A 25,487-nucleotide genomic window follows, 5' to 3' on the forward strand; every position below is an offset into this window, starting at 1 on the left:
TAAATAAAGTTAATACACGGCAGCACTTATCAAATGTAATATCCAATCATTGCCTTCTTTGCTTATATTAGAACTTGAACTTCCGCTTTCGAATGCAGATATGATCTTAAATTCATTATCATTAGTCTTTTTAATGTCTTTATAAGTGCTATGTGTGATATTGAAATTGGTTTTTTCATAATTCCTATTAAATATTAATATCCTTTTTGTTTTTGGGTCAATATTTTTAAGAACATTATTTTCTACAGTGTAAATATCAAATTTGAAAGGATCAGAATCTGGATCAACCTGAAATTCTTTGACAAAGATTGGTTCGATCACAGTTTTTGCATTTTCGAATTTGTGAATATAACCACCGTTTATAGTCTTGTTAAAAGCAGTCGTGTATTCATTATTGATTGATTTGTACAAAGGATTAAAGTCTTCGTTATCATTAATTCCATCATTGTCAGAATCTTTTGATTTGGGATTTAGGCCAATATATTTCTCAAATAGATCATTGTAACCGTCACCGTCAGAATCTTTCTTAATCAAATCAAGATCGATTGATAGTAATAAATTGTCTTTCAGTACTTTATAAGCTGGCAGGTCTTCGTTGGAGATTACAGGACGACTTCCTAGCCGAGTCTGCATAATGATAGAGCATTCAAGTTGAAGCTTATCATTTTTAATCATCGGAACTTTTGATGGTATTTTGATATGAATGAATTGATCTTGAGCAATACCGATAAAATAAGGAATTGTTTTATTATTTTCGTGGATCATCAGCCAAAAGCCTATTGGACTGATCGCTAAGCCATAAATATTGTTGGCAGCTGTCTCAATTTTTAAATAATTATAATTATTGTATTTCCTTAATTGAAAAGGGACTTCTCTCAGATATTGATCATTGTAAAAACCAGCATAAGAATTATTAAACAGAGAGTGGTCTTTTATCTCTTTAAACTTGATGAAACTTTCATATTTCTGATTGAGAATAGAATCGTTTGAGACGTCAAGATTCCGAAATTGAGAATTTGAAAAATTAAATAAAATAAGAAAGATAAAAACTACTAAGTTTCTCATACCAGCTCGCATCCAAAAACATCGGCGAAATGCTTTTTGATTTTCTCTTTTACTTCTTCGTAATCCACTTCCGTTTCCAGTTCTCTTTTCATTGAAGTGACCTGTTTGTCGGATATTCCGCAGGGAATGATGTAATCAAAATAGCGCATATCGGTATTGACATTCAGTGCAAAACCATGGATCGTAACCCAGCGTGACGCTTTCACACCCAAAGCGCAGATTTTTCTTGCGTAAGGTTTGCCGACATCAAACCAAACGCCTGTTTCGCCGGGAGATCTTTCGCCTTTCAAACCATATTCTGCAATCGTTCTGATGATGACCTCTTCCAGATCGCGCATATAACGGTGGATGTCTGTATAGAAATTTTCAAGATCCAAAACAGGATACCCAACAATCTGTCCAAATCCGTGATAAGTAATATCGCCGCCACGATTGACTTTGACGTAAGTTGCCTCTATTTCCCTAAGCTTGTTTTCGTTGGCCAGAAGGTTGGATTCGTGGCCGCTTTTGCCTAATGTGTAAACGTGTGGATGCTCTACAAAAAGCAAATGGTTATTGGTTTCCTTCAGATCTTCCGGATGTTCCCGGTTATGGATTTTGATATCGAGATTCTGTTTCAGTAATTCTTCCTGATAGTCCCAGCTTGGCTGATAATCTTTGACCCCGAGATCCTGAAAATTTACTTTTTTATTGATGAGCGCATTCACTTTGAAAGGAATTATTTATACAAATTTACTCATTATTTTACCAAACGGCAAGACACAAAAAACCACCCGAAGGTGGCTGCTAATAAAGAATAAAATCTGAGAATATGACTTATTTTACAATAAGCTTTTTTGTTTCTGACTGACCGCCGTAAGTGATTTTTACGAGATAAGTACCAGATGAAAGTCTGTTAAGATCCACTTCCTGAGTTGAGAATCCTGATTGGTTTGCGATAGATGTTTCATAAACTTTCTTACCCGAGAAGTCAAAGATTTCAACGTTTCCATTTTTAGACGCTGCTTCTTTTACATCAAATAAGATGTTTACTTTTTTATCTTCTTTGGTTGGATTTGGATAGATTCCGAAAGTGCCTTTTTCACCAAAATCAGCTACAGATAATTGGGCTGTAATATCCTTGTATTTGAAATACATATCCCCCGTAGAGGCACCACCGTTTGATGTGAAGTACAGTCTGTAATATTTGCTTCCTTCTTTAATATAATAAACAACATCTGTGTAAAAACCGGATGTAGGCTTCCAAGAATGACCGATTGTTGTAATATTTTTGGAGTATGCAGCCGTTGCAGGTGCTGTGAAAGTAGCAACAGCTTGGGTTTCCGGTTGTACTTTTGCAACAGTTACATTCGGACTTTGGATCACACCTGAAAGTTTGTACATCAACTGTCCGTTGTAGAAGGTGTAATATCTTGTAAACATAAGATCCCAATTGGCTTTTGCAGGTTCTAAGTTTGGAACTTTAGCGCCGGTATCGAATGAGAAATAGTTGAAAAAAGCATCATCAGTTCCGTTGGCGATAGTTCTGGTTTGCGTCGCATCCCAAGACGTACCGTTCCATTTTGCATATTTAAAAGTATAGCCTCCATAATATTCATTGATGAAAAACTTGTAGTACGTAGTTCCATACTCAAGAACAAAAACCACTTTCCCTAATACTTTGTGCGTTGCAAGATCATAAGATCCCCAGCCAAAATTGAGACCATTTGCCGGTAATAATGTAGCGGAATCAAACGAACCATCCTGGATTCTCTCTGTCTGATCAGGATTGTAAAGCGGTGCGCCCCAGTTTGATTTGTCAGCAGGTGTTACGGTGTCAAATGCCGCCGGATCTGCAGAAACCTGATAAGTCAAAACGCTTGTTGCATCATTTACCTTCACGCCAAAATCCATTGCACTGTTTCTGTAAAACGCAAGATCCCAGCCTGTCGCCGGTTGGGAAACGGTATTATTGGCAGAGAGATCAAAAAACACTCTGTTTGCGTACGAAGGTCCGGTTGTAAGATTGACCTGAGTATATCCATTTTCGTCTGTTTGTGACAATACGGTTTGATTCACTGTAAAAGCAAGCAAACTTGCCAAAAGTAGTTTTGTTTTCATTGATTGTAATTGTTTAAATCTGTTATTTAGAATTGTTCTACAAAACTAATTAATTGTTTTTAATTATTCTAAATAAGATTAAAATTTATAGTTGATATATATCATATTCACATATTTATAAAAGATCGAGACAGCAAAAAGCCTTCTAAGATGAACTTAAAAGGCTTGATATTGAAAAGTTTGAAACAGATCTAACTTATTTTTTGATAAATTTTGATTTGATAGATTGTCCGTTATTATCTTCGATAACGATGAAGTAAACACCAGTTTTCAATCCTGAAATATCAAATGTATTATTGTTGATTTTGCCTTCAATAGCGATTTGTCCGGCAGCAGAATATACTTTAGCACCAGAAAGAGCCGTGCTGGATACAAACTTCAATGAATTGTTGTCGCTTGATACTGCAAATTTAACATTAGAACTAAATGCGCTTTCCGAAACAGCAAGACTTACATTATAAATAATATTATCAAGTTGTACAGCAGTATGAGCTGCGGTTGGCGTCACTCTGATTACTAAATATGAACCGGCAGTAGGCGGGACATCTACTTTGAAATTAGAAGTTGAAAAACTTGTGATCGCTATTGGAGATCCAACTGCAGTAAATGTACCCATATTTGTAGGGTTTGAGGCAACACCAATCTGAATAGTTGCTGTCCCGGGAGAAGAAGCTACCAGACCAGCATCAAAAGAAATCGCCTTATCACCGGCTGGCGCTACAACCTGAGGTGAGATCAGATACAATGGCTGATTGGAACTGCTTCCAGGATAAGCCTGAATCACTTTGTTTGAAGCATCTGCTGCCACAACCAACATCATTGGCGATGGAGGAAAAGGTGAAGTTGGTAGAATTGCTGACCAGCCATTCTGAGGAAAAGTAGCATTTCCTGCTGTGAAATTATTAAAGTTTTCGTTGATTGTCGTTAACTGTGCATTCGCAACAACTGCGAATAGAGAAGCGGCCAAAAATAGTTTTGCTTTCATAGTAGATTTATTAAACGTAAATTGTTATTTAGAATTATTCTACAAAAGTACGAAATTGTTTTTAATGATTCTAAATAAAATCTTATCTTCGCAAAAAATTTTTCAATGAAGAAGAGAACAATGAGCCTTTTGTCAGTCGCAATTTTGAATTTTGCTTACGGTCAAAAAGACTCACTTAGTCAGAAAAGTATTGAAGAAGTTGTAGTTACGGGGCAATACAGTCCGCAGTCTATTAATAAGTCTATATACAAAGTAGAGGTCATCAACGAAGAACAGATTAAAAATATGGCGGCTACAAACGTAGCAGAAGTTCTGAATCAAAGCCTTAATATTTTGATAACACCAGACACAAAATCTGGTAATTCTACAGCAAATATTCTGGGTTTAGACGGAAATTATGTTAAAATTCTGATAGATAATATTCCGGTCGTAGGTGACACAGGTCTTGGCAGTAATATAGATCTTACGAAACTCAGTCTCAACAACATAGAAAGAATAGAAGTAGTACAGGGAAGTATGGGCGTAGAGTACGGAAATGGTGCTCTGGCTGGTGTTATTAATGTCATTACCAAGAAGTCTGCTTCAAAAAAGATCAGTCTTCGAGCGTCTGTTCAGGAAGAATCTGTGAGAGATGGTTACAATTTGAGAAAACGAGGAAAGGGCAGACATATTCAGAATCTCAGTGTGGGTTACAATTTTAATGAAAACTGGTATGCAAATCTAAGTTTTAATCACAATGATTTTATGGGCTATGCAGGCAACTCCAATGGCTATAAATATTTTGAACGTGACAACAAAAGAGGTTATGACTGGAATCCCAAAGAGCAGTACGATACCAATGCCTTAATTAAATATTCCAAAGGAAATACAGCTTTATTTTACAAACTTTCTTATCTGAATGAAAGATTTAATTTCTATAATCCGGTCGTAGATCGCGATCCATTGAATGACGGAGCGGGAGGCGTAACCTACATCAGTAAGGATCGGGAATATAATACCGAACGTTGGATTAATCAATTCAATATTCAAACTCAATTGGGAAATGTGAGATATTTGGGAGATTTTTCATACCAAAGTCAGAATCGCAAATACCACGATTACACTTATGATATTCCACAAAGAAGTATTCGGGCGGAAGATGATGAACAATCGTACTATAATACCAAAGTATTGTATTCCAGAGGGATGTTCAGTAATTTCATAGGCAGCAAAACGTTTGATTTTCAATTGGGTTACGAATTGGATCATACCGATGGCTATGCAGCCTTGATTGCATTTGAAGGTTTGGGGGATAAAGTGGTCAAAAGAAAGATTTTTACCTACGCCAATTTTATTTCTGCCGAGTGGAATGTAAATGATCGTTTTACGATAAGGCCAGGAGCGCGTCTTTCATTAAGTAACAAATTTGATAATCAATTCAATTATTCATTATCAACAAAATATAAGACGTCAGAAAATTCCAATATCCGTGGCGTTTTCGGAACTGCAAACCGTTATCCTACTTACGATGAGCTTTTTATGTATTTCGTGAATACGAATCACGATGTTCAGGGCAATCCTGATCTGGATCCTGAAACGGGATTTTCCGTAGGTGCATTTTGGGATCAGAATTTCACAACTGCCAACAATTGGAAGATTGCTTACAGCGCCAACGCATTATACCTGGATGTGAAAGACAGAATAGAATTGGTAACAATCAGTCTGCCGTCCACATTTAAATATTTGAATATCAATTCATATAAAAGTTTGCTTTTCTCTGCAAATGTAGATTTTAAAAAAGACCAGTTTGTATTCGGTTTGAGAGCCTCGGTAAATGGTATTTCCAGAGAAATGATTGATTTGGCGCAAACGTCACCGACAGATTTTAAATACAACCTTCAGGCTGGTGCATCTGCCACTTACCGCCTGGAAAAAGCGCAGACTCAGTTTGCCTTGTACTACAAATATTCCGGTGAAGAAAGACGCTACATTTCAAATGGAAACGGTTATGATTTGGGTAAAATTGGTGATTTTAATATGATGGATTTTATCATTACCCAGCCTTTTTGGAACAATCAATTTGATTTTTCTGTAGGAGTCAAAAATATATTTGATGTCACTTCTGTCAACAATTCCACTACCAATTCCGTAGGTCACGATGTTCCTACAGGCGTCAGCAATCTTTTCTACGGCAGAAGTTATGTCGCAAGATTAACCTATCAATTTTAAATAATCAGCCATGAAATTTATAAAAGTCTTAATCATTTTAATATTTGCAGTATTTCTTCAGTCTTGTTTTGCAGCAGATGAAGATCCGGTAAGTGTACCGCCAATTACAGGTCAAACATTGGAGCCTGATTTGGGAGGAGATAAACAGGGAAATCAGGTTTGGGTCGATCTTTCTGAACCTTTGGAAAGAAGCATGACGTCCAATCTGAGGACAGATTGGGAGCTTGGTTTTTATTCTGGTAATGAGTTTCGGGTTGTCATCAATGGTTCTATCATTATGGCGGTCGGCAAAATCCCGAATGCTGCTAATATTGACGCAATCACGGCATCTCAGGTTTCTTCTTTACAAAATGAAGTGATGGTGGGGAGTTTCGTAGCCTCTAATCTTCAATATGTGGATAATCCTGATGGAATGTTTTTGAATCAGACAACCGGAATAGCGCCGATCAGTTCTAATGATAATGAAAATCCCATTTATCTTGTGAATATGGGTCGTGACATCTACAATGGAACTATTTCGCCGGGTTCTGCGATCACTGGCGGAGATTACAGAGGCTGGATGCTGCTTCAAATTTCAAGATCCAATGAAGGTTATAAAATTAAGTACAAAGATTTAGCTTCTGCAAATCCCCATTCAGAATATATTGTTTCAAAAAATCCTGACTATACACTTAATTTTTTCAGTTTAAAATCTGGCAAAGAAGTTATCATTCAGCCAAAAAGAAAAAATTGGGACATCGGATTTACAGTTTTCACAAATGAGGTTTTTTACACGCCGGGAGGCTTATCAGCTGGTAGCTATGTGTATGCTGATTTTGTAATTAATAATATAACAGATGGCGTAGGCTCGTACCAGGTCGATGTTCCGTCGGGTACGAATGCTGACCAATTTTACAGCAATTTCAAAACCAGCGACATCGACGCTTCCAAATTTATTTTTAATGACCAAAGAGCAATTGGCGATCATTGGCGGACTGTCACCGGAAATAATGGTGCTCAGGTTTACGGAGACCGTTTCTACATTATAAAAGATGCGGAAGGATTTTTCTTCAAGCTAAGATTCAATAGAATGATGAATGCTAAAGGAGAACGCGGCTATCCTCAATTTGAATATGAAATTCTTTAAAATCAATAATTAAGTTATGAAAAACATAAAAATTGCAATCCTGTCAGCTCTGATTCTATCTGGTTTCTCCTGCAAAAAAGAAGATTCAAAAGTAGAAACAACACCGGAAACCCAAACTGAAGCTCCAGTTTCCAAGCAACGAATCGTGAGCATCAGCGGCGGCGTCACAGAGATTGTTGCATCGCTTGGGCACGAAAAAGAAATTGTTGGAATCGATGTGACAAGCACATATCCTGAAAATCTGAAAACGACAGCCGAAGAGCTTGGTCACGTCCGTTCGATGACAATTGAACCAATAATGGCACTTAATCCAACGCTGATCGTAGCTTCTGATAAAGACATCAATCCGGAATTGTTGACAAAAATCAAGGCTTCCGGAATCCAGACAGAACTATTCAATCAGGAATTTACTATTGATGGGACTAAAAAATTAATCGACCAGGTTGCAAAAGCTTTAGGAAATACAAATCAGCAGGTATTAAAAGATAAAATTGATGCGGATGTGAAACAAATCCAGCCAATTGCGAAAAAACCAAAAGTCCTATTTATCTACGCGAGAGGAAATATGATGATGGTCGGCGGCAAAAATACGCCAATGGCAAGCATTATCGAGATTGCCGGTGGCCAAAATGCAGCTAATGATTTCGAAGATTTCAAACCTTTGACACCGGAAGCTGTAGTGCAGTCGAATCCGGATGTTTTGTTGTTTTTCACATCTGGTCTGCAAGGTTCGGGCGGAGTAGAAGGCGCTCTGAAAATGCCTGGCGTTCCTCAAACCAATGCTGGTAAAAACAAAAAAGTGATCGCAATGGATGGCGGATTAATATCGTCTTTCGGACCAAGAGTTGGAGAAGCCGCACTGAGCCTCAACAAACAGCTGATCGAATCTACAAAATAAAATTCTCGTACAAACGACCGGTTTACAAAACGTAGGAATTCATTCCTATGAAAAAAAGAACATACGATTTGAAATCAAAAAGTCTTACATTTTACGCTATTGCAGGTATTATTTTACTAATGCTGATGATGGTTCTGTCGTTGAATATCGGCGTTTATGATTTCGGACAATCCAATTCTTATGAGGTTTTTTGGAAATTTATAACCAATGATCCATCACTTTCACTCAGCAAAAAATATATCATTTGGGACGTCAGAACTTCCAGAATTATCATGACAGTTTTGATAGGAAGTATGTTGGCCGTCTCAGGAACCACTTTGCAGGGAATGTTCAAAAATCCTTTGGCTACAGGCGAAGCAATCGGATTGACTTCCGGAGCAACTTTGCTCGCTGCTATCGCCATAGTTTTGGGACACACTTTCGAAAGCTACCTTCCCGAAATTGTTCGAAATTCGTTGGTCGGCGTTTCTGCTTTTATCGGAGCATTGTTAGCAATGATCATCGTGTACAGAATCTCGACTTCAGGCGGAAAAACAAATGTTGTGATGATGCTGCTAAGTGGCGTTGCAATCACTTCTATTGGATTTTCTATTACAGGATTTCTGATTTACATTTCAAAAGATGAACAATTAAGAGATCTCACATTTTGGAATCTAGGAAGTTTAGCCGGAGCAACCTGGACGAAAAATATCATTCTTACCATTGTTTTGATATTGTCCTACATCATCATTTTACCAAAAGGAAAAGCTTTAAACGCAATGATGCTGGGCGAAAAAGATGCAGAACATTTGGGAATCAATGTCGAAGTTTTAAAGAAACAAATTGTGGTCATCACCGCTTTGATGGTCGGAACTTGTGTCGCATTTTCCGGAACAATCGGCTTCGTAGGTTTGATTGTCCCATATATTCTGAGATTGCTTTTCCGTTCAGATTATCACTTCATTTTGCCGTTATCGGCTATTTGTGGAAGTATTCTATTATTAATTGCAGACACCTTGAGCCGAACCATTGTAGCACCTTCAGAATTGCCAATTGGAATCCTGACTTCCTTGATTGGAGGACCTGTTTTCATTGCCATTTTAATTAAATTTAAAAATACTTTAAGATGATCAAAGGGCAAAAGATCAGTTACCAAAGTCAGAAAATCAGCATTTTGAAAGATGTTGATGTTAATGTCGGTTTCGGCGAATTTCTGGCAATCGTAGGTCCAAACGGCGCAGGAAAATCGAGCCTTTTGAATTTGCTGGCCAACGAAATTAAAACTGAAAATAAAAAGAATATTCAATTCAAAGACAAAATCCTTTCCGATTGGAATCTGGAAGAATTATCAAAACATAAAGCCAAATTTTCTCAGCACAATGCGCAGGACATTCCACTTTTAGTTGCAGATGTTGTGATGATGGGCAGATATCCATATTTCAGCTCACAACCGCATTCCGAAGATTTTAAATCTGTTGAAAAAGCAATGGCGGAAACTGATGTTTTACATTTTAGAGAGCGAGAATACAATTCACTTTCGGGTGGCGAAAAGCAGCGCGTTCACTTGGCAAGAGTTTTAGCCCAATTGGATAATGAGATAGAAAACACTTTACTTTTCCTGGACGAACCGCTTAATAATCTGGATATTAAGCATCAGTACAAAACATTGGAACTGATAAAAAATTATACTAAAAATAATAACACCGCGATTGTTGTTTTGCACGATCTCAATCTGGCAGCACAATTTGCAGATCATATTTTATTAATGGAAAAAGGCGCCGTTTTATCTTACGGAACGCCCGAAAAAGTGTTTACAGCCGGCACAATTTCCAAAGCTTACAATTTCCCTTGTACGATTTGCAAACATCCTGTGAATGATAACACGATGATTTTGTTTGGCTAAAATTTAAATGATAACTATAAAATAAATCAATATGAGTACTTTAACAACCGATTTAAAAGAAAAATGGGAAGCGCTGAAAGCAGAAAATCCACATCTTAGAATAAGAAACGCGGCAGAACAATTAGGCGTGAGCGAAGCAGAATTACTGTCCACAAACATCGGCAACGGCGTTACAGTTTTGAAACCGGAATTTGCAGAGCTTCTTCAGGAAGTTTTAAAACTGGACAAAGTAATGGCCTTGACCAGAAACGACGAATGCGTTCACGAGAGAAAAGGCGTTTATTTAAATCCAGATTTCAGCAATCCTCACGGGCAGGTTTTCGTAGGCGAAGATATTGATTTGAGAATTTTTATCTCTTCCTGGAAATTTGGTTTCTCTGTGATCGAAGGTGATAGAAAAAGCCTGCAGTTCTTCGGAAAAGACGGATTGGCACTTCATAAAATCTATTTGACAAAAGACAGCAACGAAGCAGAATTTGATGCTATAACAGAAAAATATAAATCCGACCAACAATCTTCTGAAATTGTAACCGAAGCAATTCCAGGAAAACCTTCTGAAAAAGCCGATTCTGAGATTGATGTAGCGGGTTTCCAACAGGCTTGGAAAGATTTGAAAGACACGCATGATTTCTTTATGATGCTAAGAAAATTCGGCGTTACAAGAACTCAGGCTTTGAGATTGGCGCCGGAAGGTTTTGCTACAAAAATCGAAAATTCCAAAGTAGTGAATGTGTTGGAAGACGCTTCGGAAAAGCAATTGCCAATTATGGTTTTTGTTGGAAACAGAGGAATTATTCAGATCCATACAGGCGAAGTTAACAAGACGCTTTGGCATCAGCAGTGGTTCAATGTGATGGATCCTGATTTTAATCTTCACCTGGACACCACAAAAATTGCTGAGACCTGGATCACTAAGAAACCAACAGACGACGGCGAGGTGACTTCGGTGGAAGTATTCAACAAGGAAGGTGACTTTATTGTGCAGCTTTTTGGGAAAAGAAAACCTGGAAATCCGGAGCTTCAAGGCTGGAAAGATCTGGTTGCCGATCTGACAAAATAGAATTTAAATTATATATCAAACCGTTTCGAATTAATTTGAAACGGTTTTTTGTTTTCTAAGTTTTGCCATTATTCTTTCTTTAGAATATTCAGAAATTGTTTTCAAAGAATCCTGATATTTGAAGGTTCTACTTTTCATTGAATTAAAATTCATTTCCCTAATCGCCGGTCGTTGTTCATAAGAATTTTCCAAGAGAACGATCGTTTGATCATCTTTCCAGTAAGCATCTTCCACCCAATTTGATGATCCGTAAAAAGCGATTTTTTCTATTTTTTTATTTGAAATATCAACCAGATTTATTTCCTGATCAACCTCGAATCCTGGTTTGCCTTCGTCATCCAGACTCCAGTGGTAACTGTCGATATCAATATATTTTTGTCGGTTTGGGCTGTAAATTAAAAAATCAGAATAGAGCTTATCAAATTCCTTATCATAGATTCCATAGATGTTTCCAGCGATTTTGTCAAACGAATTTTCCGATTCAAATTCAAAATTATCCAAATTGAAATCGGGATCAATTTTTTTGTAATAATCGACCCAGTTGTTCAAGGTTTCATTGTTGTCGGAATGAAATTTTTGCACTCTAACTGAATCTTTCCTTTTCCCAGATTGATTTTGAAGAACAGTTTTCTTGTGATCTGTACACGAAATTAAGAACGAAAATAAAGTCAGTAAAAATATTGTTTTTTTCGCTTTAAAGTTTAGATTTTCCATAGATCACGTTATTGAAATTATTTTCATCTAGTTTATAAATCTAATCTTCTAATATTTCTTTCATTTTTAATAAATCAAATAATATAAAAAATGATATTAAAAGATTAGAAATTGCGAGTACAATTATCCATCCTTGATCTAAATAAATAAGTTTTAGCAGTGTTGCGACAACATAAATTATTAACAGATTTAAATTTAGAATTCCAGCAAATAAATAGAAAAAATTTTGTTTGTTCTCATTTTGTTTTTTTCTCATTATTATTCTGAAACTTATTACAATAATTCCTAATATTATTGCAAACATCATTGTATATAAAAAATAAGCTAAAGTTCTGAAACCTGCAAATAAACCTGGTGGTTCGGTAAAAGAATCAAAAAACATACAAATGCTCCAGAAATTAATTATTATTAATGATAATGAGAAATTTTTATATAGTTTTTCTTTCATCTTTATTAGTTTTAAATTTTTCGAATTATTAAGCAATAAAATCTTGAATTTCAAATATAATTATTCCCAATTTACTTTTTCCCATATTTGTAAAAAATTCTCAACAAATGCAGGCATTACTTTTAGAAGACGATTCCGTTTTGTCTTCAGAAATTGCACTTTTTCTGGAATCCAGATCCATAAAAACCGACAAAGCAGAAGACGGCGAAGTGTTCCTGAATCTGTTCACCGGCAAAGATTATGATATTTTCCTTCTCGATATCAATGTGCCGAAGATCAACGGATTGGAGATCTGCAAAACCATCCGCGAAACCAATTCCGAAACGCCGATTATCATCATTTCTGCCTACGACGGAATCGAGGAAAAGAAAGAAGCATTCCTTAGAGCGGCCGACGATTATTTGGTAAAACCATTTTTACTGGAGGAATTATTACTGAGAATCAATTCTCAAATGAGACGATTGACGCCAAAAACCGAAGAAGTGGAAAAGATCGTGATTGAGGATCTTGAGATTTTCCCGGAAGACAGCAAAGTGTTTCGTTCCGGCGAGGAAATCAATCTGACGGTAAAGGAATTTCAGCTATTGGTTTTATTGGCAAGAGCTAATGGACGGACGCTTTCCAAACAATATATTTCCGATGAAGTATGGAAAAACCAATTCCAATCCACCAACAATGCCATCGAAGTTTACATTAATTTCCTCAGAAAAAAAATTGATAAAAACTATAAAACCAAACTCATCCACACCAGACCAGGCTTCGGATATTACCTGAGTCCACTTTAGATTCGGTAGCAAAAATTCATCATTCATCAATTATCAATTATCATTCATCATTTATAACTCATGTCTTTAAAACGCCGGATCGCACTTAGTCTTAGTATCGCATTTTCCCTGATTTTCGGGATTATGATGTTTGTGGTCTATATTTCTTTCAACGATTTCAGGAGAGATGAGTTCAAGGAAAGATTCCAGAAACGTTTGGTTTTCACGGTCAATTTTATCGAGAAGTCCAGAGATTTTGAAAAAGAAGCGCCTATTTTCTTCGATGAAAATTCCGACAATGTTTTGCTGAATGAAAACATTATGATTTTCAATGCAGAAAAAGAGTTGGTTTACAGTACTTTAAAAGATAAAAAAATCACCTGGGACGAAACACTTCTGGAAAGACTGGATAAAGAGAAAACCGTTTATATAGAACATTCGGCACCGGAAATTTATGCGACGTTGAGGAATATCAATGGCGAAAATTACTACATTCTGACAAGTGCTCAGGACGTTACGGGAGAATCCAAGCTTGACTTTTTGAAATATATGCTGATATTTTCTTATGTCGTCAGCATTCTTCTCATCTGGTTTTTCAGTTATTACATCGTTTCGAAGTTTTTGGAACCGTTGGAGATTTTAAAATCTGATATTTCGGAAATCAGCGTTCACAGGTTGACGACGCCAGTTTTGGTCAAGAATCCGAAAGATGAAATCGGCGTTTTGGCAACGTCTTTCAATCTGATGACCAACCGGCTAAATGACGTTTTCCAATCGCAGAAAGACTTTAATTCCAGTGCGGCTCACGAGATGCGAACGCCGTTGACGAGAATGGCTTTCCAGCTAGAGAATCTGATTCAGTTAGAAAATCATTCGCCTAAAACAAAAGCGACTTTACAGCAAATGTTACTGGATGTTCATCAGTTGTCCGACCTTACGATTTCACTGCTTTTACTTTCAAAATTTGATAAGGAAGGCATTGCGACAGTTTATGAAGAAGTCCGGATCGACGAAGTGGTTTTCGACGCTTTCGAGTCTGTACACCGCAATTTCCCAGAATTCAAAATGGATTTCCAGATCGATGAAGAGAGTAGTGATGACGCAATTCTTACGGTTAAAGGTGTGAAATCTCTTCTCGAAATTACCTTTGTCAATTTGTTCAAAAATGCTGCTTTATATTCAGACAATCAGGAAGTTGATATTTCCATCAAAGAAACAGAATTCCGAATCATCGTGAATGTTTTTTCAAAAGGGACGATTATTCCGATTTCCGAAAGAGAAAAACTCTTCGAAGCCTTTATGCGAGGCAGCAATTCTCAGAACAAATCAGGTTCTGGCCTTGGTTTGCGCATTGTAAAACGCATTCTGGAATATCATAAAGCGGAGATTTCCTACAATTCACTTTCAGATCATGAGAATCTTTTCACCGTGATTTTTAATAAGTAATATTTTAATTTGGGCAGCTTTATCCGCCTTCCACTCTCAATCTTTTTACCTTTGCTTTTTCCAGCCACAAAAAAGGATTTCCGTTCAAGTCGGGCTGCAGCTTCGCAAAGTTGAAGATTCCCAATTGATCCAACTTTTGTCAATCAATTCGAATCTGCAAAATTTGTTAAAGAATATTTTATCAAAGTCTTTCATCTATCCGTCTATAATCTATTATCTCAACCACAATTAAGTTTTTTTTAAGTCTCATTTAAGTCCGTTTTAATCGAGGTAAGGCATTTTTGCAAAACCAAAACGAGATAAAAATGAATAAAATAACAACGCTGGTGTTATCCGTTTCGGCATTTGTCTGTCTATCCGGACAGCAGCAGATGTCTCTTCAGGATTGCGAATTAGCATTTCAAAAAAACAACCTTCAAGTTCTCGCCGCGCAGTACAATATCAATATGGCAGACGCCGATATTATGCAGGCCAAGATCTGGGAATTGCCACAGATCAGCGGTTACGTGAATGCTTACAATCCCGAGGACAAGCGCGCTTTCGATGTTGGCCGGGCAAAAGGTGCAGAGATCACACAGCTCATCTATCTCGGTGGTAAAAAGAAAAACGAGATCCAGTTTGCCAAATCCAACAAGGAACTTTCGCAATTGCAATTCAACCAATTGCTGGTTGATCTTAGATCTCAACTTCGGGAGACTTATTACAATCTGATCTACGAACAAAAGAAACAGATCAGCATCGATGGACAGTTGAAATATATGAATGAGCTTTTGGCAGCTTACAAAATCCAGACGGATAAAGGAAATATCTCGCTCAAGGATTATGTAAGACTTCAAAGCATTGTCATCCAATTGAACAATGATAAGATCGAGATCAACAATAATATTCTGGCATTCCAGCAGAATATGAAGATCCTGACAGGCAATTCAGACAACATTCTTCCCAACATTTCCAAGCTCGATGAGAATGATATTTTGATCTCTCAGCCTTTCGGCGATCTGGAGATCCTTAAAGAAAAAGCTTTGGTCAACAATGCCGATTATCTTTATAATCTTAGGCTGATCGAGAATAGCAAACTCTTCGCCCAATGGCAAAAATCATTGAACACACCAGATTTGAATCTTGGCGCAGAATACGATCAAAACTCTGGAACATTCAGAAATGAAATCAATTTGAAGGTCGGGATCCCCATTCCACTTTGGAAAGTGAACAAAGGAAATGTTGAAAAAGCAAAATATGCCATCCAGCAAAACGAGAAAAATTCAGAATATCAAAAACTGAATCTTGAAACGCAGGTTGAATCGGCCTATCAAACCTGGAAAAATCAGTACGACCAATATTTCGAACTGAAACCTGTGGATGTAGAAAACCTCAATACGGTTTATAACGGCATCCTCAAGAACTTTCGAAGCGGTAACATCAGCCTGATGGATTTCACAGACTTCCTGGAAAGCTACAGACAAACGGTGCTGCAGATCTACGAAATGAAAAAACAGATCATGATCTCCGCAGAGCAGCTCAATCAATTAGTACAAACCAAAATCTTTTATTAATGCAAAAAATTATTATTCCCATTATCCTCGCCATCAGTTTGATTTCCTGTTCCAAAAAGGAAGAAATTGTGAAGGAAGAGACAAAAGGTTTTGAATTGAGCCAAACAATGCTGAAATCCACAACATTTGCGAAGGTAGAAAAGAAATTCATCGAGGACGAATATAGCTTCTACGGAAAGATCTCTGCGGACAAAAATACCTATATCGATATTTTCCCTTTGGTTGGCGGAAATGTGTTAAGTGTGAACGTTGAATTAGGAGATTATGTCCACAAAGGTCAGGTCTTGGCAACTATCAGAAGTACCGAGTTGGCAGAAGTTCAGAAAGATGTCAGCGATGCGAAAACAGATTTGCTGGTCGCAGAGAACAATCTTCGTGTTTCCAAAGAAATGTACGCCGGAAAACTGAACACGGAAAAAGATATCTTGGAAGCACAAGGCGAAGTTCAAAAAGCCAAGGATGCTTTGCACCGATCCAACGCCGTGAGCACCGTTTACAATGTGAAAAGAGGAAATATCTACAGCGTAATCTCGCCGATCAATGGCTACATCGTTCATAAAGACATCAATAAAGATATGGAACTAAGAAGCGACCGAAGTGAGAATATCTTCGATGTTGCAAATACCAAAAATGTCTGGGCCATTATGAATGTCAACGAAGCGGATATTGACAAGATCAACCTTGGAATGAAAGCCCAGGTTTCCACATTGTCCTATCCCGATAAAGTATTTTTTGGAAAGATTGATAAGGTCTTCAAGATCATCGACCCAGATACCAATTCGATGCAGGCTAGGGTAGTTCTAGATAATTCTCAAGGCTTGTTGATTCCGGAAAGTAAAGCAACTATCAGAGTTTCTTCCGCAGAAAACGAAACCGCTTTGGCGATTCCATCCAGTGCCGTGATCTTCGATGACAACCGATATTTTGTAGTGGTTTACAAATCCCAAACGGATATTAAGGTGAAGGAAATCAAAATATTGAAACAAAACACAGAGAACACCTATGTTGCAAGCGGCCTTGCAGAAGGAGAAACAGTTGTGACCAACAATCAATTATTGATTTACCGCTCTCTGAATAACTAAGAGATTTCAAAGAAACCCGCAGGGTTAAATATCAGTAGCCGTAGGTGAAACCTATGGTTAATACGCATCGCTACAGATTAAATCTGTGGTCAATATTAATATGAATAATCATAAATAAAAATTGTGATTCAAAATATAAAATATGAACAAATTCATAAAAAGTATCATAGGATTTTCCCTTAAAAATAAAGCGTTCACATTCATTTGGGTAGCGATTCTGGCGGTTGCTGGTTTCATCAGTTTCAAGAATATGCCGATTGAAGCTTTCCCGGATGTGACGAACACACAGATCGTCATCATCAGCCAATGGAACGGGCGAAGTGCAGAAGAAGTAGAACGATTTGTCACCACACCAATTGAGTTGGCGATGAGTCCGGTCCAAAAGAAAACAAGCGTCCGAAGTACCACAATGTTCGGACTTTCCATCGTCAAGATCTTGTTTGAAGATGGTGTGGACGATATTTTCGCAAGGAATATGGTCAACAACCAATTGCGAACGGTCAGTTTGCCAGACGAAATAGACCCGGAAGTTCAGCCGCCTTATGGACCAACCGGAGAGATCTACCGTTACACATTGGAAAGCAAAGACCGGGATTCCAGAGACCTTTTGACACTCCAAACCTGGGTCGTCGACAGAGCTTTGCGAAGTGTTCCCGGAGTTGCCGATGTCAATGTTTTCGGAGGTCAGGACAAAGTTTTTGAATTAAGCATCGATCCGAGAAAATTGGACAAATACAACCTGACGCCAGCCGAAGTTTTGGAAGCGGTAACCAACAGCAACCTGAATGTCGGCGGTGATGTCATCGAAAAAAGCGGACAAGCTTATGTCGTTCGTGGAATTGGTTTGGTAAAATCAATTGCTGACATCGAAAATATTACAGTGCATAATGATAGCGGAAATCCAATCCTTGTCAAATATGTGGCCGATGTTCACGAAGGTTCGATGCCGAGAGTCGGACAGGCTTCTCTCAATAATGAGAATGACACGGTGGAAGGAATCGTCGTGATGCGAAAAGGCGAGAATGCGCAGGAAGTTCTGAAACTGGTTAAAGCCAAGATCGAGGAACTGAATACGAAAATCCTTCCAAAGGATGTCAAAATGAGGACTTTCTACGATCGCCAGAACTTGATGGATTTCACTACCAATACTGTGATGCACAACCTTTTGGAAGGGATCATTCTCGTAACGGTCATAGTATTGATCTTTATGGCGGATTGGCGGACTACTTTGATTGTGTCCATCATCATTCCATTGTCCTTATTGTTTGCTTTTTTCTGTCTGAAGATGGCCGGAATGAGCGCCAACTTGTTATCGCTAGGTGCGGTTGATTTCGGGATCATCATTGACGGAGCGGTCGTGATGGTCGAAGGATTATTCGTCATGTTAGACCATAAAGCGAAGAAATATGGAATGGAACGCTTCAACAAAATGGCAAAAGCTGGTTGGATTAAACAAACCGGAACCGGATTGGGGAAAGCGATCTTCTTTTCAAAATTAATTATCATCACCTCTCTTTTACCGATTTTCTCCTTCCAAAAAGTGGAAGGTAAAATGTTCTCTCCATTGGCATTCACCTTAGGTTTTGCATTGCTTGGTGCATTGATATTCACATTGACTTTAGTTCCTGTGATGTCACATTTGCTCTTAAAGAAAAATGTAAAGGAAAGACACAATCCATTCGTGGAATTCTGGGACAAATATGTGATGAAAGGTTTGAAGTTTACCTTCAGGTATAAAAAAGTCAGCCTTTTCGTTTCGACTGCAGTGTTGGCGATCACCTTATTTTCAGCGACATTCCTGGGAACCGAATTCTTACCGCAGTTGAATGAAGGTTCGCTTTGGATCACAGCAGAAATGCCGATGAGTTCGTCCTTGGACAAATCTTTGGTCACTGCCAACGCACTCAAAAAAGATATTATGAGTTTCCCGGAAGTGACCGATGTTCTGGCGCAGACGGGTAGAAGCAATGACGGAACCGACCCGAACGGATTTGGTTTCGTACAGTTCGCCGTCAGCCTTCAACCGAAAGAAGATTGGAAACGGAAAATCACCTATGATGAATTGATCGAGCAGATCGATAAAAAACTGAAGAATTACCAAGGCATCACCTTTAATTATTCTCAACCTATTTCTGATAACGTTGCTGAAGCAGTGGCGGGTTTCAAAGCGGAAAATGGTATCAAAATCTATGGTGACAATCTGCATACTTTGGACAGACTGGCGGATGAAGTTCTGGCTTCTATCAAAAATGTGGAAGGTGTGAAAGAGCCTGGGATCATCAAGAATATTGGTCAGCCAGAGATCAGTGTGGTTTTGGACAGAAGCAAAATGGCGGCGTACGGCGTGTTGCCAGCCGATGCGCAAGCGGTACTGGAAATGGCTTTTGGTGGAAAAACTGGTTCTGAAATGTTTGATGGAGAAAGAAAATTCCCAATCAGATTGCGTTATGCTCAGGAATACAGAAAGAACGAAATCGATATTGCTTCTCTAATGGTTCCAACCCAGGACGGTGCGAAGATCCCATTGAAAGAAATCAGTACAATTGAGAAAGAAAACGGTGCAGCTTTCATTTACAGAGATGATATAAAGCGTTATATTGGCGTCAAGTTCTCTATCCGTGACCGAGACCTCGGTGGAACGATTGCCGATGCGCAAAAGAAAGTAGATAAGATCAAATTGCCAGATGGATATTCGATTGGATGGACCGGACAGTTTGAGAATCAGCAAAGAGCCACCAACCGATTGACGCAGGTGGTTCCTATCAGTATCATTGGCATCTTCTTCCTTTTGTTTATCTTATTTGGGAATATGAAAGATTCACTTTTGGTCTTGGCGAATGTTCCATTTGCCCTGATCGGCGCCATCATCGCATTGCATTTGACAAATATGAATTTCGGGATCTCTGCAGGTGTTGGGATGATTGCGTTGATTGGGATCTGTATCCAAAATGGGGTGATCCTGATTTCTGAGTTCCATCAAAATGTCAAGAACGGATTATCCTTGGATTCATCCATTATGGAAGGCGTGAAAGTACGAACCCGACCAGTTGTGATGACGGCTTTGATGGCTTCGATCGGACTTCTGCCAGCTGCACTTTCCACAGGAATCGGTTCTGAATCTCAGAAACCTTTGGCGATTGTCATCATTGGTGGACTGATTACCGCAACGATATTAACCTTATTGATCTTCCCAATCATCTTCTGGATCTTCAACAGAAGGAAAAATGAAGTGATCAATTAAAACACAAATTGATTTATACTATAGTTGAGTTATAGTTGTTAGTTTCTCTCTAGTTGACGTTCTCCCGGATTATTTCGGGGGAACGTTTTTTTGTTTAATAAGAGACGTTTTGAAAACTTATTGTGACGTAGTAAAAAATGACGCGTGAAGTTGAGTGATGCCCCGCGTGAAGTTGAGGCAAAGCACGCGTGGTATTTTTGACATCCCTGCAAACCCTCTATCCATAAGACTTGGCAAAGGACATTTTTTAGTATTACTATGATCTTGGAAATTGTTGGAAAAATGTGAATTGAATCTGAAAATTTCAACCTGGCGAAGCGCACCCCGGGCTGAGTGGAGCTCTTTTTCTGTCATTGCGATGGTAGAAATTTTCAACAAACAGCTGCACGTCGATCGCAATGGCAGAAAAAAGCGGGAACGGAGCACGGATAAGGGGCCCAAATTATTTATCTTTGAAGTAAAAATAAACGATGCGGAATTTTACGGTTTTAATGTTATTGTGTCTGGGAACTTTTGCTTTTCCTCAGAAATTCTCAAAAGAAGAAAAAAATCTGATCCTCGCTGGCGACATCAAAACGGCTTTACCGATCTATCAAACCGACCAGGAGCAGCAACACAAAGTGCTGCTGAACCAGTCCGAAGAGATCTCGCCCAAAGATAAAAACCTGCCGATCCTGATTGAGAGAATGAGGCTGGCTCTCGCTGCAACTGGCGGTGGCGTTGGGATTGCGGCGCCTCAGGTCGGGATCAATAGGCGAGTGGTGCTGGTGCAACGCTTTGATAAGCCAAATGCGCCAGTGGAATATTTTATCAATCCCAAAATTACCTGGTGGTCCGAACTTCTGAACAAAAGTCCGGAAGGCGACCTGTCGATAGAGACTTTCCGTGGTGATTTCTACAGAAGCTACAGCATCCGACTGGAATATTATGACCTTAATAACAAGAAACACGAAGAAATGGTGGAAGGTTTCACTGCTGTGATTTTCCAGCACGAAATCGACCATTTGTTTGGAATTCTGATTTCTGATAAGCAGGAAAAGGAGAAGGATCTGAAGGTAAATGAAGTGAAGGTTTACAAAAAATCTAAATATTAATTTGAAAGCTATCAACCAAAAGCCATCTGCTAAAAGCCGTTTAGGTCTGGTTTTTGAATGAGAAAATCAAATCCATTAAATTATAAACTATGAACTTCATTATCCGTTTGCTGATCACTGCGATATCAGCTTTTATCCTTAGCAAAGTCCTTACAGGTGTACATTTTGACACTTTTGGCTCAACGATTATTTTTGCCATTGTACTCGGACTTCTCAACCTGATTGTAAAACCGGTTTTATCGATATTATCCTTGCCGATTACGATCCTGACGCTTGGTTTGTTTTCATTTGTTATCAATGCTTTGATTATTTTACTAACAGATTATCTGATGGACAGTATGCAGGTAGAAGGCTTCTGGTGGGCACTTTTGTTCAGTATTTTACTGTCGCTCGTCACATCAGCGTTCTCAACCATCTTCGAAAGCAAAGAGGATTAAACATAAAAAAAGAGTTTCAGTCAATTGAAACTCTTTTTTATTAAACTTTTCTCGCAGATTAAGCAAATTCCGCAGATTCAATGATCTGCCAAATCAGCTCTATCTGCGAGAATTTATTTTTATTCCATTAATGAATTCTCGGCCTTTCTCATCCCAATTTTCATTCTCCAAAAGAATTTTAACGAAAGCTGTTCCGATGATTCCACCTTGTGCTTTCTCTGTCACGTTTTCAAAATCCTTTTTATCCTTGATTCCAAAACCGATGAAAACTGGATTTGTTAAGTTTAATGAAGCCAATTTATTCAGATAATCTTCATTCTTCAAAACAGAATTTGCATTTCCTGTGGTGGAAGATGAACTCACGGCGTATAAAAATCCAGAACTTAAAGAATCCAGATATTTGATACGCTCTTCCGAAGTTTCCGGCGTTACGAGAAAAGTAAAGTTCAGATTGTATTTCTTAAAGATTTCGCCATATTGATTTTCAAAAGCGATTGGAGGAAGATCTGGAATAATCAATCCTGAAACGCCAACTTCCGCACATTTCTGACAAAAATTCTCAAATCCGAACTGCAAAACTGGATTCAGATAACCCATAAAGATCTTCGGAATCGTCACAAAATCTTTGATTTCAGCCAATTGTTCGAATAGTTTTTTGATGCTCATTCCGTTTTTCAAAGCCAACGAATGCGCATCTTGGATCACAGGTCCATCCGCAACCGGATCAGAATATGGAATCCCGATTTCCATCATATCTGCGCCGGAATCCTGGATGAGTTTCGCGATTTTTCCTGTGTCTTCCAGCTCAGGCATTCCGGCTGTGAAGTATATGTTTAGTTTTTTCATTTTTTGTTGTATTAAAGTATTACTGTAAAATGTATTCACGATTCTAAGGATTGTTAATACATTCAAACGTTCTACATTTTACAGATTTAAAGATGTTTCAAATACGTTTCCATATCTTTATCGCCACGACCGCTGAGGCAAATCACGACAATATCATCCTTGTCGAATTTCTTCTTGTCCAGAACAGCCAAAGCGTGCGCACTTTCCAGCGCTGGAATAATTCCTTCGATTTTGGTTAATTCAAAAGCAGATTTCAAAGCTTCATCATCATTAATACTGAAAAATTCAGCGCGATTCTCTCTGAAAAGATTGGCGTGCATCGGTCCAATTCCCGGATAATCCAAACCTGCGGAAATAGAATGAGGCTCAATCACTTGGCCGTCTTCCGTCTGCATCACCAAACTCTGACTTCCGTGTAGAATTCCTAAAGTTCCTAAGAAAGTTGTAGCAGCAGACTTGCCGGAATCAACGCCGAGACCGCCAGCTTCAGCAGCAATGATCTTCACACTTTCTTCATTCACATAATGATAAAAAGTACCTGCGGCATTACTTCCGCCACCAACACAGGCAATTACATAATCCGGATTTTCTCTTCCAACTTTTTCATTCAGTTGTTCTTTGATCTCCTTCGAGATCACACTTTGGAATCTCGCAACCAGATCTGGAAACGGATGCGGACCTACCACACTACCGATGATGTAATGCGTGGTCGCCGGATTATTGATCCAATCTCTCAAGGCTTCATTCACCGCGTCTTTCAAAGTTTTGGAGCCAGAAGTTGCGGGAATCACGGTTGCACCGAGCATTTTCATTCGGGCAACATTCGGCGATTGTCTTGCAATATCGACTTCGCCCATATAAACGATGCATTCCAAGCCTAACAAAGCACAAGCTGTCGCCGTTGCAACGCCGTGTTGACCAGCGCCTGTTTCTGCAATGATGCGGTTTTTCCCCAATTTCTTTGCTAGTAATGCTTGACCTAATGCGTTGTTGATCTTGTGTGCGCCGGTATGATTCAGGTCTTCTCTTTTCAGATAGATTTGAGTTTGATATTTTTCGCTGAGATTCTTAGCGAAATAGAGTGGTGTAGCACGTCCAACATAATTCTTCAGCAAATCCTGAAACTCGGTCTGGAATTCTTCGGATTCGATGATCTGGATGTATTTTTCCTGTAATTGTGCAACGTTTGGGTAAAGCATTTCTGGAACGAAAGCGCCTCCGAAATCGCCGTAGTAGCCGTTTTTATCTGGGTTTTGGTAGTTCATATTTTTTTTATTTTTTTTAGCCACAAAGTGGCGATTTAATCAAGGATAGGATGAAATCCTATCAAATTAGATTGAAAGTCAATCCCATAGATATTTTTCATCATATTCGATTTTATATTTTTGATAATAACTCACGAGTTCTTTTTTGAAATCAAAGTCTTTGTGATGCTCTCTCTGATTTTTAATATAATTTTTCACAACAAATATGTTGTTCGGACTAACTGAAAATGCGCCATAACCATCTTGCCAAAAGAAAGATTCATATTTCTTTCCTTTACTTTTTATCCATTTTGAAGAATGTGCTTTTATTTCCTGAACTAATTTCATCAATGCAATTTTCCTCGAGAGCAGGCAAAGAATATGAATGTGATTGTCGGTTCCTCCAATTTGGATTGCTGTGCTTTCAAATTGTTTACAAATCGAACCAATGTAAGCAAATAGTTCATTTTCAATAGCTTCATCTATAAAATCATTTCGATAATTCGTACTGAAAATGATGTGAATGTAATTTTTTACGAGAGATTGTGGCATAATTTCAATTTGTGTTTTAAATTTCATAGGATTTCATCCTATTCTATATTATGTCGTCCCTTTGGGACTGTTTAATAAATTTAGGAAATCTTTTATTTTATCCAAATCTTTATTTCCTGGTTCAACCTCGAATTTTGAATTAATATCTAGCGCAATTGGTTGGTGGTTGACAGCTGACAGTTGATGGATATTTTCTAGTGAAATTCCGCCACTTAAAATGTAAGGAATTGGAATTATGATTTCATTTAAAATATTCCAATCGAAGATTTTTCCTGTTCCGCCGAAAGCTTTCGAGTCTGTATCAAATAGGAGATAGTTGATGGTAGCTGGTTGTTCGTTGATGTTTTTTTGTAATTCCTCAGGCGATTGATTTCCGATTCTGATTACTTTTACCATTTTAATTTCGGGATTTAGTTTTTTTCTTAATTCTGAAATAAAATCATCATTTTCGTCGCCGTGAAGTTGGATGAAGTTTAAGTTTGCTTTTTCTGAAATTTCAATAATTCTTTCAACATTTTCGTTTACAAAAACACCAACTTTTCCTGAATGTTCAATTTCTGAAATCTGTTCTAAAGTCAAATGATTCAAAACAAATCTTGGCGATTTATTATAAAAGATAAAGCCTAAGAAATTAATTTTTAAATCAATCAATTCCTGAATCTGGTCGAGTTTGGTCAATCCGCAGACTTTGAGTTGCAATTGGTTGTTGGCTTCTTGCTTTTGGCTTTTCATCATTTTTAAC

Annotated in this window: 23 protein-coding genes; 13 read left to right on the plus strand and 10 right to left on the minus strand. The window is 38.1% G+C overall.

Annotation, left to right across the window (positions count from 1 at the left end; translation table 11 throughout):
- Window positions 1-9: 9 nt before the first annotated feature.
- From LUD75_RS14345 to LUD75_RS14360, 4 genes are all read right to left on the minus strand, one after another.
- On the minus strand, window positions 10-1,065 hold the full coding sequence (locus LUD75_RS14345) for a hypothetical protein (RefSeq protein ID WP_232706478.1): 1,056 nt from the start codon (window positions 1,063-1,065) through the stop codon (window positions 10-12).
- Entirely contained in the window at window positions 1,062-1,772 is a 711-nt protein-coding gene (gene lipB, locus LUD75_RS14350; RefSeq protein ID WP_232706480.1) for a lipoyl(octanoyl) transferase LipB, read from the minus strand. The genes LUD75_RS14345 and lipB overlap by 4 nt, the downstream gene beginning before the upstream one ends.
- Window positions 1,773-1,881: 109 nt before the next feature.
- On the minus strand, window positions 1,882-3,165 hold the full coding sequence (locus LUD75_RS14355; RefSeq protein WP_232706481.1) for a T9SS type A sorting domain-containing protein: 1,284 nt from the start codon (window positions 3,163-3,165) through the stop codon (window positions 1,882-1,884).
- A gap of 196 nt (window positions 3,166-3,361) precedes the next feature.
- Entirely contained in the window at window positions 3,362-4,150 is a 789-nt protein-coding gene (locus LUD75_RS14360; protein WP_232706483.1) for a T9SS type A sorting domain-containing protein, read from the minus strand.
- 105 nt (window positions 4,151-4,255) lie between these two features.
- On the opposite strand from LUD75_RS14360, the gene LUD75_RS14365 reads away from it, so the two are divergent.
- The 6 genes from LUD75_RS14365 (at window position 4,256) to LUD75_RS14390 (ending at window position 11,324) form a co-directional block, all read left to right on the plus strand.
- Window positions 4,256-6,358 carry a TonB-dependent receptor gene (locus LUD75_RS14365; RefSeq protein ID WP_232706484.1) on the plus strand — a complete coding sequence of 701 codons (2,103 nt, stop codon included), beginning with the start codon at window positions 4,256-4,258 and terminating at the stop codon, window positions 6,356-6,358.
- A gap of 10 nt (window positions 6,359-6,368) precedes the next feature.
- Window positions 6,369-7,484, plus strand: coding sequence for an HmuY family protein (locus LUD75_RS14370; protein WP_232706486.1), 1,116 nt, complete (start codon window positions 6,369-6,371; stop codon window positions 7,482-7,484).
- A 16-nt stretch (window positions 7,485-7,500) separates the two neighbouring features.
- Window positions 7,501-8,382, plus strand: coding sequence for an ABC transporter substrate-binding protein (locus tag LUD75_RS14375; protein WP_232706487.1), 882 nt, complete (start codon window positions 7,501-7,503; stop codon window positions 8,380-8,382).
- A 68-nt stretch (window positions 8,383-8,450) separates the two neighbouring features.
- Window positions 8,451-9,491: an iron ABC transporter permease gene (locus LUD75_RS14380; RefSeq protein WP_232706631.1), complete on the plus strand. Its 1,041-nt coding sequence runs from the start codon at window positions 8,451-8,453 to the stop codon at window positions 9,489-9,491.
- On the plus strand, window positions 9,488-10,264 hold the full coding sequence (locus LUD75_RS14385; RefSeq protein WP_232706489.1) for a heme ABC transporter ATP-binding protein: 777 nt from the start codon (window positions 9,488-9,490) through the stop codon (window positions 10,262-10,264). Before LUD75_RS14380 ends, LUD75_RS14385 begins: the two co-directional genes overlap by 4 nt.
- 31 nt (window positions 10,265-10,295) lie before the next feature.
- Window positions 10,296-11,324: a ChuX/HutX family heme-like substrate-binding protein gene (locus tag LUD75_RS14390; protein WP_232706491.1), complete on the plus strand. Its 1,029-nt coding sequence runs from the start codon at window positions 10,296-10,298 to the stop codon at window positions 11,322-11,324.
- A 30-nt stretch (window positions 11,325-11,354) separates the two neighbouring features.
- Here LUD75_RS14390 and LUD75_RS14395 read toward each other — a convergent pair whose 3' ends face one another.
- Window positions 11,355-12,038 carry a hypothetical protein gene (locus LUD75_RS14395; protein WP_232706492.1) on the minus strand — a complete coding sequence of 228 codons (684 nt, stop codon included), beginning with the start codon at window positions 12,036-12,038 and terminating at the stop codon, window positions 11,355-11,357.
- Between the two features lie 40 nt (window positions 12,039-12,078).
- Complete coding sequence (locus tag LUD75_RS14400; protein ID WP_232706495.1) at window positions 12,079-12,486, minus strand: hypothetical protein; 408 nt, start codon at window positions 12,484-12,486, stop codon at window positions 12,079-12,081.
- A gap of 107 nt (window positions 12,487-12,593) precedes the next feature.
- On the opposite strand from LUD75_RS14400, the gene LUD75_RS14405 reads away from it, so the two are divergent.
- The 7 genes from LUD75_RS14405 to LUD75_RS14435 all read left to right on the plus strand — a co-directional run bounded on the left by LUD75_RS14405 (window position 12,594) and on the right by LUD75_RS14435 (window position 22,103).
- The gene (locus LUD75_RS14405; protein WP_232706497.1) at window positions 12,594-13,271 is read left to right on the plus strand and encodes a response regulator transcription factor; all 678 of its coding nucleotides are present in this window, start codon (window positions 12,594-12,596) and stop codon (window positions 13,269-13,271) included.
- 60 nt (window positions 13,272-13,331) lie between these two features.
- Window positions 13,332-14,696, plus strand: a complete 1,365-nt coding sequence (locus LUD75_RS14410) for an ATP-binding protein (protein ID WP_232706499.1) — start codon at window positions 13,332-13,334, stop codon at window positions 14,694-14,696.
- 305 nt (window positions 14,697-15,001) lie between these two features.
- Complete coding sequence (locus LUD75_RS14415; protein ID WP_232706500.1) at window positions 15,002-16,249, plus strand: TolC family protein; 1,248 nt, start codon at window positions 15,002-15,004, stop codon at window positions 16,247-16,249.
- Complete coding sequence (locus LUD75_RS14420; RefSeq protein ID WP_232706501.1) at window positions 16,249-17,331, plus strand: efflux RND transporter periplasmic adaptor subunit; 1,083 nt, start codon at window positions 16,249-16,251, stop codon at window positions 17,329-17,331. The genes LUD75_RS14415 and LUD75_RS14420 overlap by 1 nt, the downstream gene beginning before the upstream one ends.
- Before the next feature lie 142 nt (window positions 17,332-17,473).
- Entirely contained in the window at window positions 17,474-20,572 is a 3,099-nt protein-coding gene (locus LUD75_RS14425; RefSeq protein WP_232706502.1) for a CusA/CzcA family heavy metal efflux RND transporter, read from the plus strand.
- 470 nt (window positions 20,573-21,042) lie between these two features.
- A complete protein-coding gene (locus LUD75_RS14430) occupies window positions 21,043-21,666 on the plus strand; it encodes a peptide deformylase (protein ID WP_232706503.1) in 624 nt (207 codons plus the stop codon).
- 89 nt (window positions 21,667-21,755) lie between these two features.
- The gene (locus LUD75_RS14435) at window positions 21,756-22,103 is read left to right on the plus strand and encodes a phage holin family protein (RefSeq protein WP_232706504.1); all 348 of its coding nucleotides are present in this window, start codon (window positions 21,756-21,758) and stop codon (window positions 22,101-22,103) included.
- Between the two features lie 99 nt (window positions 22,104-22,202).
- Here LUD75_RS14435 and trpA read toward each other — a convergent pair whose 3' ends face one another.
- The 4 genes from trpA to LUD75_RS14455 all read right to left on the minus strand — a co-directional run bounded on the left by trpA (window position 22,203) and on the right by LUD75_RS14455 (window position 25,480).
- A complete protein-coding gene (gene trpA / locus LUD75_RS14440) occupies window positions 22,203-22,961 on the minus strand; it encodes a tryptophan synthase subunit alpha (protein WP_317207326.1) in 759 nt (252 codons plus the stop codon).
- 74 nt (window positions 22,962-23,035) lie between these two features.
- Entirely contained in the window at window positions 23,036-24,214 is a 1,179-nt protein-coding gene (gene trpB / locus LUD75_RS14445; RefSeq protein WP_232706506.1) for a tryptophan synthase subunit beta, read from the minus strand.
- A 78-nt stretch (window positions 24,215-24,292) separates the two neighbouring features.
- Entirely contained in the window at window positions 24,293-24,772 is a 480-nt protein-coding gene (gene tnpA / locus LUD75_RS14450; RefSeq protein ID WP_232706507.1) for an IS200/IS605 family transposase, read from the minus strand.
- 21 nt (window positions 24,773-24,793) lie between these two features.
- On the minus strand, window positions 24,794-25,480 hold the full coding sequence (locus LUD75_RS14455) for a phosphoribosylanthranilate isomerase (protein WP_232706509.1): 687 nt from the start codon (window positions 25,478-25,480) through the stop codon (window positions 24,794-24,796).
- Window positions 25,481-25,487: the final 7 nt, after the last annotated feature.

The organism is Epilithonimonas sp. JDS (genome assembly GCF_021261315.1).
Taxonomy (GTDB): domain Bacteria; phylum Bacteroidota; class Bacteroidia; order Flavobacteriales; family Weeksellaceae; genus Epilithonimonas.